2 protein-coding genes are annotated in these 13177 nt (G+C 69.4%); both read left to right on the top strand.

Annotated features, from left to right (window positions below; genetic code table 11):
• Nucleotides 1-4 precede the first annotated feature (4 nt).
• Entirely contained in the window at nt 5-376 is a 372-nt protein-coding gene (locus ACWV14_RS17280; protein WP_454902789.1) for a FecR/PupR family sigma factor regulator, read from the top strand.
• Nucleotides 373-13131 carry a filamentous haemagglutinin family protein gene (locus tag ACWV14_RS17275; protein WP_454902788.1) on the top strand — a complete coding sequence of 4253 codons (12759 nt, stop codon included), beginning with the start codon at nt 373-375 and terminating at the stop codon, nt 13129-13131. Before ACWV14_RS17280 ends, ACWV14_RS17275 begins: the two co-directional genes overlap by 4 nt.
• Nucleotides 13132-13177 lie beyond the last annotated feature (46 nt).

Below are 13177 nucleotides of genomic sequence, written 5' to 3'. Positions count from 1 at the left end.
AGGTATGGAACCGACGCCTCTTGACGACCGGACACGCAACGCTCGCAGCGACGACACCTGCCTGAGCGAGGCGCTGGACTGGATCGTGCGCCTGAACCGTCTTCGCGTCAGCGAGGCGGAGATCCAGGCGCTGGGCGTCTGGTGCGCGCGCAGTGCCGCGCACGCGCGGGCGTGGCGCCAGGCCATGGCCTTGTGGCAGTTGCTGCTGCCCGTTGCCCGCGAGCTTCCGCAAAGAAGGCACCGCCGCGGCGCGGCCCGCCATCCGCGCATCGCCCGCAGGGCGGGCGACATCCGACCCTTCGATCGCAGTGCCGAAGCCGGCGCCGCGCCAGACACACCGTCTTCGCACTTTCGTCCCAGGCAATCATGGTCTTGAATCCGCACACCACCCGTTCGCGCCGATCCGCGGCAGCGCAGATCCGCGAATCCGCCAGTGGCGGCGACTTCCTGTTGACGCCGTTGTCGCGTTCGGTGGCCGTGGCGCTCGCCGCGTTCGGTGCATTCGGCCCGGCGCATGCGGGCCAGGCTTTCAGCCCCGCATGGTTTGCTGACAAAGGCGCGGCGCAGGCCGGCGCGGTGCAGAGCGGCCGCCTGCCCAACGGCATGCCGGCCTCGAACCTGACGAATCCGACGGCACAGCAACAGCAGGCCAATGCCCAGCTGCAACGCTCTATCAGCAACCTGAACCTGGCAGCGCAGGCCATAGCTGCGCAACAGGCCGCGCAAGCGGCGGCGCGCGATGCGGCCCTGAAATCTCCTTCTTCCGTGCCCGACGGCCTTGCCGACGGCGGCCTGAAGATCGACACCAACAGCCTCACGGCCGGCTGGCAGAACGCCAATTCCCCGGTGCAGACGCAGCAGGCCGACGGCCGCACGAACGTGGCGATCCAGCAGACCGCCGACAAGGCCATCCTGAACTGGGAGACCTTCAACGTCGGGCGCAACACCACGGTCGATTTCAAGCAGCAGGCCGACTGGGCGGTGCTCAACCGCGTCAACGACCCGGCTGCGCGCCCGTCGCAGATCCAGGGGCAGATCAAGGCCGACGGCACCGTGCTCATCGCCAACCGCAACGGCATCGTGTTCAGCGGCAGCAGCCAGACCGACACACGCAACCTGGTGGCCGCCGCCGCGCGCATCGGCGACGAGCAGTTCAAGGCCCGGGGCATCCACAGCGCGAAGACCGGCGACAGCTACGCGCCGAGCTTCACCGACGCGGGCGGGGCGGTGCAGGTCGAAGCGGGCGCGCAACTCGCGACGCGCACACCCACGTCAGTGAAGCAGGGCGGAGGCTACGTGCTGCTGATGGGGCAGGAGGTAAACAATGCCGGCACCATTACCACGCCGCGCGGGCAGGCGCAGCTTGCCGCCGGCGATTTCTTCATCGTGCGGCCCGGCCAGGGCACGGCGGCCAACAAGGCTTCGAGCACGCGAGGCAATGAAGTGGCACCGCAGTTCGTTGCCGACAGTACGGCAGGCCTGTTGGCCAACACCGGCTTGCTGCAGGCTCCGGAAGGCGACATCACGCTGGCCGGGCGCAGGGTCGTGCAGGACGGCGTGGCGCTGGCGACCACCACTGTCGACACGCGCGGCACCATCCACCTGCTGAGCTCGGCCAGCGACAAGCTCGGCAGCGTCACCGTCACGCAGCGTGCGCTGAACGCGGTGCTGCTGGACGACAAGAACGGCCGCACCGCGCTGGACAGCCAGCGCGATGCGCTGATCACCGAATCCGCCCGGCAGGACAGGCAGCAGGCCGCGTCCGGCGTCTTCGACAATCTTTCGCTGCTGGACGATCGCCGCGACCTGTCGCGCATCGAGATCGTCTCCGGCGGCAACGTGCTGTTCGAGGGCGGCTCCACCACGCTGGCCACCGGCGGGCAGCTTGCCGTCAGCGCCGGCAAGACGGGGGGACGCAGCACCGTGGCGCAAGGCGCGCGGCTCGATGTGTCGGGCGCGGTCGGCGTGCAGGTGGCCATGTCCTCCAACAACGTGAAGATCAACATCCAGGGCAACGAGCAGCGCGATGCGCCGCTGAACCGCGACAGCTCGATGCTGAACAACGCCAACGTGTGGATCGACCGGCGCAAGCTCACGCGCGTGGCCGCCGGCACGGGCGGCTACGACAAGGAACGCTGGTACACGCCGGGCGGCCTGCTGGAGGTCGGCGGCTATCTCGGCCTGCAGGGCCACGGCATCGGCGAGTGGGCGGCGCAGGGCGGCAGCGTCACCTTCAGTGGCGGCGAGCTGGTCACGCAGGCCGGATCGAACATCAACCTCTCCGGCGGCACGCTCGACGTGCAGACGGGCTTCATGCGCCAGAGCTGGCTCAAGGGCGCCGACGGGCGGCTCTACGAAGTCTCGAACGCGCCCGCCGATATTTCCTACACCGGCCTCTACAAGGGCTTCGAGGACGAGCACAAACGCTGGGGCGACAAGACCACGGGCTATTTCTACAACCCGCTCATCGGGCCGCAGCAGCGGCTGGAAAACGGCTACACGGTGGGCCGCGACGCGGGCCGGCTGGTGGTGGCCACCGGCGCCGCGGTGATCGAGGGGGACATCACCGCCAACGCCTACCAGGGGCCGCGGCAGTCGGTGAAGCGCGACGCTTTACTGGATGGCTATGCCCAGTCGCAAAACGCGGCAGCCCAGCCTGCGCAACTGATCCTCGGCAGCTACACGACCCGCTACAACGAGGATGCCAAGCTGGGGCCCGTCGGCATCACGAGCAACGTGACCCCCACCTTCGAACGCATCGTGTTCGACCATGTGCAGCCCGAACTGGCTGCCAGCCTGGCGCCGGGCGATGCGCTGCCGCAGGCGCGCCAGGAAGCGTTGTATCTGGACAGCGAACGGCTGAGCGCATTCGGGCTCGGCTCGATCGTGGCGCTCGGAAGCGAGAACGTCACGGTGAACGGTGCGCTCGCGGTCGCGCCGGGAGGCAGCATCGCGCTTCATGCGACGCAGGTGGCCGTCAATGCCGATCTCACGGCGCGTGGCGGGGCCATTGCGCTGGGCAACGTGGTGGGCGGCTTCGCCGCTGCGGGCCTGCCGGTCGAGGCCATGCTGCCAGTGGCCGAGAAGACACCGGTCGAAGTGATCGTGGCAAAGGGCGTGACGCTGGATGCGCGAGGCCTCTGGACCAACCTGCAACTCGACCCGGGCAACAGCCAGGGCCTGCCGTACCTCGACGGAGGTTCGGTGTACATCCGCAGTTCGGGCGCGGTCACGCTCCAGAACGGTTCGCTGATCGACGTGTCTTCGGGTGGCGCCGTGCTGGCCAATGGCAAGACGCGCGGCGGACGCGGCGGGGACGTGACCCTGTTTGCCGATGTGCAGTCGTCGACGCCCTCGATCGGCGGTGTCCTGACTGTCGATGGCGATGTTCGCGGCTATGGTGTCAACGGCGGAGGAACCCTGCGGATGGCGTCGGGCACCGGCATCCTCATCGGCGGCAAGGACGCAGGTGCCGGCGGCAGCCTGCGTGCCGGCGAGGCGGCAACCACGGACCTGATCCTGCTGCAGGACTACCGGGTCCACGCCGGCGAAATCCTGCCGGTGGACTACAGCTACGTACGCGATCTTGCCCGGCCGGGCGAGGCCGTGGCCTCGACGCCGCTCTTCAACACCACCACGAGCGCCGTCACGCTCGCGGCGGACTGGAAGCTGCCCGACGCCGTGGGCAACAGCAACGCTTCGTACACCGTAACGACCATCATCAACGGCCGCTCGCGCTCGTTCGTGGCCTACGCGAAAGACGATCCAGGCGGACGCGAGAGCGCGACGATACCGGCGGGCGCCAAAGTGACCCGGCTCATCAACGGCACCATGTTCCCGCTGGACTATGTCGTGCAGGCCGCCGTGTTCCCCACCGGCGTGCCGATCACGCCCGAGACCTTGACGGTAACCGCCGGGCAAACTGCGCCGGCTGATTTCACGGTGGCGAGCGGTGCGCGGCTCGTGGCGGGCAGCGTGCTCAACCAGACAGTCGACGTTCGCGCCAATACGAGGGTCGACCCGGCCCTTTTCCAGTCGGGCTTTTCGCGCTACGACGTCAATGCCCACCTGGGACTCGTGGTGGCCGACAACACCCGGCTGGATCTCGCGATGCCTGTCTATCGCTTTCCCGCCGCGGCCAGGCAGGTTGCCACCGGCACCGATCCCGCGCGCGCGCTGGAACTCTGGACGCCGCCGGTGTGGACCGAAGACCCGGTGCAGGGTGTGCTCACGCAGCGCGGCGGTGCCAGCCTGGTGCTGCAATCGACCACGGGCTCGGGCAAGGCAATCGTCACCAGCGGTCCGGTCGACGTCAGGCCGGGCGTGGAGATCATGGTCGATCCGGGCCAGTCGATCGCGCTCACGGGGCGCGATGTCACGGTGGACGGCACGCTCAGCGCGCCGGGCGGGTCGATCGCCATCGACGGCGGCAGGCAGGGCGGGCCGCCCCGCATGATCTGGATCGGTGACCGCGCCGTGATCGACGTGGCGGCGCGCGCGGCAGTGGCGCAAGACAGCTTCGGCCGCACTTACGGGCGCGTTGTCGATGGCGGAACGATCAGCATCGGTGGCGCGCTGGACTGGGAGAAGACGGGCGCGGCCGATGTACCCGAAGCCTTTGTCGTCGTGCGTCCCGGCGCGCTGCTCGACGCATCCGGCGCCAGCGCGGTGCTCGCGCGGGGTGCCGGCGCCGCGACGCCGGTAACGGTGGCCAGCAAGGGCGGCTCGATCATCCTGAAGTCCGGCCAGGGCCTGTACCTGGACGGCACGCTGCGCGCGGCCTCGGGCGGCGCCGGGGCGGCGGGCGGCACGCTGGCGCTGGCGCTGGAATCCACGGCCTACCCGACCGCGACCACCCGGGGCGATGTCTTGCGGCATCGCGAACTGGTGGTGGCGCAGGTGCAGGGCGACAGCCCGGTGGCGGCGGCGCAGACCATGTCGCAGGCCATGAGCATCCTGCGCACCGGCACTGCGCGCGTGGGTGTGGACCGCATCGAGGCAGGCGGCTTCGACAACCTGTCGGTGCTTGCGCACGGGCCGCTGGCGTTCGACGGCAACGTGTCCCTGCACATGGGGCAGAGCCTGCGGCTGTACGCAGGCACCTATGCGCATGCCGAGAACGCTGCCGCAGGTTCGAACGTCTCGCTCGGCGCGCCTTATGTCCGGCTGGCGGGCGTGACAGCTCTTCCTGGCGACGGCAACACGCTGCCCCAGGCCAACTGGTCGAACGGCCCTTCGCTGCAAGCCGCCGATGGACGCTTTTCGGTCGAGGCCGACCTGATAGAAGGCCGCAACGTGGTCGGCTTCGGCACCCATGCCGATATCGGCCTGTACACCTCGAAGTACACGGTGGACCGGCGTGGTTTCGCGAATGTCGAGCTCACGAGCCGTGGCGACATCCGCTTCCTTGCTTCCCCTCAGCCGGTGACGGCGCTTGCGACGGCACTGGAGACGCCGGGCAACCTGACGCTGACCGCCACGCAGATCTACCCGGTGACGGGCGCGGATGCCCGGGTCGTCGCAGGCTATGCGCTGCGGACAGTGGATGGAGCGAACGTCGAGGAATTCGTCCCCGGAACCGTCCTGGCCATCCGCCGCACCGGCGACGGCACACCCGCCATGCCGGACTCGGCATTCGGCCGTCTCTGGCTGAATGCCGAGACCATCGAGCAGGGCGGGGTCGTGAGGGCACCGCTGGGGCAACTGGTATTGGGCTCCAATGCGACCACGCGCACGACCGCGCGAGTGAGCCTGCTGCCCGGAAGCATCACCTCGGCGAGCGGCGCCGGGCTGGCAATGCCCTATGGCGGAACCGTCGATGGACTGAGCTATCTCTACAACGGCCAGCCGTTGGTCCTGGACGGCGTCGGTTCGCCGATGCGCGGTATCCAGCTGGCGGCCAGCCACGTGGATGCGCAGGCCGGCTCGGTCCTCGACCTGTCGGGCGGAGGCACGCTGGCCGGCGCCGCTTTCGTGAGCGGCCGTGGCGGCTCGGTCGACATCCTCACCACGCCCCTGGCCAATGCCAATCCCGCCAACCGCTACAGCAGCGCGGGGAATGCCGTGTATGCCATCGTGCCCGGCAGCAAGGCGAGCTATGCGCCGGTGTCGCCCGAAGCCGGTTTCGGCGCGCCGGCCATCGGCCAGCAGATCACCGTGCCCGCCGGGGTGCCCGGGCTACCGGCCGGCACCTACACGCTGATGCCCTCGAACTACGCGCTGCAGCCTGGTGCGTTCCGGGTGGAAATCGGCGCGGTGGACCGCCTCGGTCTTCCGGGCGTCACGGGCATCGGCAACGGCTCGTACGTCGCGGCCGGTTACCTGGGTACCGCCAACACCTCGTTCCGCGAGGCGATGGCGAACCAGATCGTCGTGACCCCGGGCAGCAAGGTGCGTGCGCATTCAAGCTACAACGAAACGGACTACAACGCCTTCGCACTAGGGGAGGCCGCGCGGCGCGGCTTCATGCGGGCCATGCTCACCTCGGACGCGAAGACGCTCGACATCTTCCTGGCCAAACCGGCCGACCTCGATGCGGAGCGCACGGGCCTGAGGTTCGACGGGGAGTTGCGCCTCGGCGCGCAGGCCGGCACCCAGGGCTTCGCGGGAACGGTGAACGTCCGCAACGTCCGCGAGATTCTGGGCGCCGGACAGGCCGCGGCAGAAGGCCTGGAGGGCGCCTCCGTTCATGCGGACGAACTGAACAAGCTCAACGCGCCGCGCCTGGTGATCAACGGCAGCATCAGCTCTGCGTATGGCCAGCGCGGCCGGCTGGTCTCCATCTTGGGCGACGGCGAACTGATCGTGCGCAGCGGCGCCAGCCTTTCGGCCGGGGACGTCATCCTGGCAAGCAGCCCCAGCTTCGTGGGCGATCAGGCCATCACCATCGAGGAGGGGGCGTCGATCAGCACCATCGGACGCGGGCGTGGCGGCTTCGACTCGAGCTCCGGCTATGTCTTCACAGGCAATGGCGTGCTGGCCCTGTCCAATGGCTGGTTCGACCTGCGGCTGGGGAAGGATGCAAACGCGCCGACCAACACGGTGGCAATCAATATCGGCAGCTGCGTGAGCGCGGCCTGCGACGGCACGACCCGGCTGCTGTCCGAAGGCACGCTGGCCATCGCCACCGAAGGCGCACTGACCCTGGCCAACAATGTCTCGTACGGCACGCGCAATCTGTCGCTGGCCTTGGCCACGGTCAACCTGGGCGAAGACCGCAGCTTTGCCGCGGCAAGCGAAGCCGGGCGACTGCCGCGCGGCCTGCTGCTCAACCAGTCCAGGCTCGACCGGCTCCTGGCCGGCAACACCGCCACCGGCGTGCCTGCGCTGGAGACGCTGATCCTCAATGCGCGGGATGCGGTAAACGTCTTCGGCCCGGTCAGGCTCGACGCCTCCAGCCTGAGCCGCTTCGTGCTCGGCACGCCCGCCATCTACGGCTATGGCGCGTCCGGCGACGTCGCCGCGATCCGCGCCGGCGAATTCGTCTGGACGGGCTCGCAGGCCGTGCCCGGCGCCGCCATGGCCGACCAGTTGGGCAGCGGAACCCTCGACATCGCGGCACGCCGCATCGTGCTGGGCTACGGCCCCAACACACAGCCGGACAGCACCGCAACCGATGCGCGTCTGGCGCTGGGCTTTGCCGACGTGAAACTGACCGCTGCCGAAAGCGTCACTTCCGGCGGCAAGAGTTCGCTGTCGGTGTACCAGCAGCAGGACGCCTATGTGCCCGGCGAAGGCTATTCGTACAGGGGCGGCAATCTCGCCATCACCGCGCCGGTGCTGACCGGGCAGTCGGGCTCGAAGAACGTGATCACGGTGGGCGGAGCCATCACCGTCGCCAGGCCCGAGGGCGCCGATGCAACGGCATCGGTCGACGCGCTGGGCGCCACACTTGAACTGAGGGGGAAGAGCGTCGGCCTGGAGGGCAGCATCGTGCTGCCCTCCGGCAGGCTGGTGCTGACAGCCACCGATGATGTCGTGCTGGGCAATGCCTCGCGCGTCGACCTGTCGGGCCGGAAGGTCTCGATGTTCGACGTCGACAAGTACAGCTGGGGAGGCGACTTCCTGCTGTCCAGCGCGGCTGGCAACATCACCCAGGCGACGGGCTCGCTCATCGATGTTTCGGCGCGCTTCAACCGGGGCGGCACGGTGGAAGCAACCGCGCTGGGCGCGGATGCGGGCCGCGTCGACCTGGCGGGCGCAATCCGGGGAAGCAGCAGCGGCACTTACGACGCGGGCGGCACGGTCGTGCCCTACGGCGCGGCCGAACTGACCGTGCGCGCCCAGACCCTGGGCGACTTCGCCGGCCTGAACAACCGGCTGAACGAAGGCGGCGTGACCGGTGCGCGTCGCTTCCAGATCAAGCAGGGCGACCTTGTCGTGGGCGACGGCGTGAAAGCGCGCGAAGTGTCCATCGCGCTCGACGGCGGCAGCCTGCGCGTGGACGGCCGCATCGACGCCAGCGGCTATCAGGTCGGCTCGATCCGCCTCGCGGCCAAGGGCGATCTCACGGTCAACGGCACGCTCGATGCGCACGGCACCGGCCTGCGCGTGGACAGCTACGGCAAGATCATCGACAGCCCGAACCGCGCCGTGGTCGACCTCACCAGCAGCGAAGGCATGTTGACGCTGGGCAGCGGTGCGCGCATCGACCTGCGCGCCGGCACCGATGTTCCCGTGGGCAACGCCGCAGGCCAGAACGATGGCCGCCCGCGCGGCACGCTCGACCTGAATGCGCCGCGTGTCGGCGGCAACGATGTGGCGGTCACGGTCAACGGCGCGCCTGTCATCCAGGGAGCGAAGACCGTCGGCATCAATGCCTTCCGCCGCTACGACGATGCACCGCTGGCCGATCAGCCCGATGTGTCGGGCTACAAGCCGCAGCTCATCACGCAAGACATGCTCGATCGCATCGACGGCGACAGCCAGGCCTTCATCAATGCGGCGCTCGGCAACACCGCGTTGAGCCGCCGCCTTGCGGGCCTGGGCAGCTACCACCTGCGCCCCGGTGTGGAGATCGTCAGCAACAGCACGACGAACCCGCATGGCGATCTCACGGTGTCCGGCGACCTGGACCTGTCGGGCTACCGCTACGGCCCCAACGCCAACCCCGCCGTGCGCGGCTCCGGCGAGCCAGGCCGGCTGGTGATCCGCGCCGCGGGAGACCTGAGCATCCACGGCAGCATCAACGATGGCTTTGGGCCGCCAGCCGGCACGCCGGACGACAACGGTTGGCAGCTCACCACCGGCACCAGCGCACTGGGTGGAGACATCGTGGTGCCGATCGACGGCGTGGTGCTCGACGTCGGCACGAGCTTCCAGCCCGGCGCGGTACTCAACTACGCCATTCCGGTGGACGCCATGACGCTGCCGGCCGGCACCGTGCTGCCCGTGGACACCGTTCTCGCGGACGTGCTGACCCTGTCGGGCGGGACCGTGGTCGCGGCCACCATCTACAACGCCGACGGCTCGCCCGCCTACGCGGCCGGCTCCGTGCTGGCTGCCGCCGTGACGCTCGACGCCGGCATGCGCCTGGGCGCCGGCACGGTGCTGCGTGGGGATGCGGCCGTGGCCGCGATGACCTGGCCCAAGGGCGTGGCGTTGCCGACGACCATGGTGACGACGGAACAGGTCGCGCTGATGCGCGGCTCGCGCATACCGTCGATGACCACAGTGCAGCTGCCGGACGGCCTGCCAGTCAATCTGCGGCCCGTGGTGGATGGTGCGCAGGGCCGCAACTGGGCCGTGGCGCCGATGCTGGGCGAGGGGACCGCCTCCTGGGACCTGAAGCTGGTGGCGGGTGCCGATCGTGGCTCGGCCGACCGGCGCGCGCTCAACCCGGCTTCGAACGGCGCCATCAGGCTGGCCGACTCGCACTATCTCGTGGACCCCAACAGCACGGGCGTCGCCGACGGCAGTTCCATTGCACCCTCTGCATTCAGCGTGGTGCGCACCGGCACCGGCGACCTGGAAATGATCGCGGCGGGCGACATCCGCATGGATTCGCTCTACGGCGTCTACACGGCCGGCTCCGCCACGCCCGCCGATGCCGCATACCTCCGCAGCCGGAGCATGGCGCCCGACGGCACCTTGATCGGTGCCCAGTTCGACGCATTCGACTACGGCGCCAGCCTGGCGGACTACCGCGCTTGGTATCCCGACCAGGGGGGCAACGTGCTTGTTTCCGCGGGCGGCAACCTGGTGGGCGACATCGCCGGCGCGCAATCGTCGAGCGTGGTGCCCGGCAACTGGCTGTGGCGCCAGGGCTCCGGCAACGCGGGCATCGACACCCCGATTCCTGCCGCCTGGTGGATCAACTTCGGCGCCTACACCTATGCCGGAAGCGATGCAATGACGCCCAACCTCGTCGGCTTCACCGGAATCGGCGCGCTGGGCGGCGGGGACGTGAAGGTGCGCGTGGGCGGCGAGGCCGGAACCATCGGTCTGCGCGGGTCCACGGCCGCCAACCTGGGCAAGGCGGACCGCAGCGAAGGCCTGGTGGTCGCGGTGGGCAGCACGGGCCGCGTGGGCGCCGACGGTTCCCTGACCCTGACAGGCGGCGGCGACATCGACATGCACATTGCCGGTGCCCTCAATCCGCAACGCAAGCTCAGCGACGGCGCCGAAAAACTCGTGCTCACCGGCGCCATCGCCAATCTGCGGGGTGCCACGCTGGTCAGCGCGGCTTCGATCGGCAGCATAGGCCTGCAATATCTGGCGAGCGACTTTGCGTTTTCCGACCCCATCGACGCGCGCGGCATCGACCCGTTCAAGGCGACGTACGCCAACGCCCGCGGCGGCATCAATCTCGTGCCGGGCGACACGGCGGTCTATCTGCAGACGCTGGGCGACCTGGCGCTGGGCGCGGCGGCGGACCCGGGGCGCAGTACCACGCCGAACAGCTCGGCCTTCTCGCTCGGCGGGGCAGACTTCACCTCAGGCGGGCAAGGCTGGTTCAGCCTCTGGACCGGCCGCAGCGCGATCAATCTCGTCTCCGCGGGCGGCAACCTGACGCCGAGCATGGCGATCGGATTCAACAGCGACCGGATCCAGACCACGTCGACAGATGCATGGATCGTGTATCCGTCCATCTTCCGGGCGGCCGCGTTGACGGGCAATGTCCACTATGGCTATGCGGCGCTCCCGCCAGCCTTGTGGGCGCCCGACCAGATCAGCTACGGCCTGACACTTGCGCCCTCGGCCCGGGGCGAGCTGGAAATGCTGGCGGGGGGATCGATCTACGCGGGGCAGTACTCGGTCGGGATGTCCGGCTCCGGTACGCCTTTGCCCACGCCGTTCAATCCCGCATTCGTGGGGCGGCCCGACATTGCCGGCGACATCCTCGTCACCAATGCCTCCGCTGACGGAACGGCCTTCTCGGGCAGCGGCTTCTCCCGCATCTTCAACGGCCCCGTGCTGTTCGCCTTCGGGGCGAACACGGCGTCAGTGAGGCTCGAGCGCGCGGCGGACGCACCGCCGGCGCGCTTCTATGCGGCCGGCGGCGACATCATCGGGCTCAAGACGGGCGAAATCGTGAGCTTCGAGGGAGACGGCGCGCCGGCCACCGGCTACAACGCCGCGGCGCCGGTTCGCATCAGGGCGGCCCGGGACATCGTCAACACGGGCGATGCACCCGGCTTCCTGAACGTGCGCGGCCCGGAACTGGGCGGCGCCAAGCTGCACGGCAACCTCATCGTGCACAACAACCCGACCGATGTTTCCATCGTCTCCGCCGGACGCGACATCCTCTACGCCAACTTCGACATTGCCGGGCCCGGCACGCTCGAAGTCTCGGCTGGCCGCAACCTGCTGCAGGAAGCCAGCGGCGGCATCACCTCGATCGGCCCGATCGTGCCGGGCGACACGCGCCCCGGCGCTTCGGTCGCATTGATGGCCGGCATCGGCGCCTCGGCGCTCGACATGTCCGCGATCCGCGCGCGCTACCTCGACCCGTCGAACCGCGCGGAAGCCGGCACGCCGCTGGCGCAGCAGCCGGGCAAGGCCGCGAAGACCTACGAGACCGAGCTGGCTGCATGGCTCCAATCGCGCTACGGCTTCAGCAGCAAGACCGCGCAAGAGTCGCTCGCGTACTTCGACGCGCTCGCACCGGAGCAGCAGCGCATCTTCCTGCGCGAGGTCTACTACTCCGAGCTGCGCGCCGGCGGCCGCGAGTACAACGACGCCACCAGCAGCCGCGTGGGCTCGTACCTGCGCGGCCGCGAGATGATCGCCACGCTGTTCCCCGAACGCGCGCGCAGCGGCGACATCACGATGTTCGGCGGCTCGGGCGTGCGCACCAATTTCGGCGGCGACATCGAGATGCTGGCGCCGGGCGGCAAGATCATCCTGGGCGTGCAGGGCGCGGTGCCGCCGGCCACCTCGGGGGTGATGACGCAAGGGCAGGGAGACATCCGCCTGTACAGCGAAGACAGCCTGCTGCTGGGCCTTTCGCGCATCATGACGACCTTCGGCGGCAGCATCCTGGCGTGGTCCGCCAAGGGCGACATCAACGCAGGGCGCGGCTCGAAGACCACTGTGCTGTTCACGCCGCCGAAGGTGGTCTACGACAACGTGGGCAATGTCGAGATCTCGCCGCAGGTGCCAAGTTCGGGCGCGGGCATCGCGACGCTGGCACCCATCGCCGAGGTGCCGCCGGGCGACGTGGACCTGATCGCGCCGCTGGGCACCATCGACGCTGGCGAGGCCGGCATCCGGGTGTCGGGCAACGTGAACGTGGCCGCTTTGCAGGTGGTGAACGCGGCGAACATCCAGGTCAAGGGGCAGTCGGCCGGCCTGCCGGTGGTGGCAGCGGTGAACGTGAGCGCGCTGACCAATGCCAGCGCCGCGGCATCGCAGGCAACGGTGGCGGCGCAAGAGGCCCTGCAGCGCGATCGTGCTGCCGCGCGGCAGGCGCTGCCTTCGGTCTTCACGGTGCGCGTGCTGGGCTTCGGCAACGAGCCGGCCAGCGGCGGCTCGAGCGACGACAACAGCGGCAACGGCAACAAGCCTTCGGCCACGCCGGTCAGCTACAACCCGCGCAGTGTTATCCGCGTGCTCGGCGGCGGAGGCACGCTGCCGCCCGCCGCGAGCCGGCAACTGACGGACGAGGAGCGCGCCAACCTGCAACGCTGATCCGCGTCCGGCGCCGCCCACGCGTGGCGCACCTGTCGTCCCTCTT

The sequence above is a fragment of the Variovorax durovernensis genome (assembly GCF_977011995.1).
This window is presented reverse-complemented; position numbering and strand designations above follow the sequence as displayed.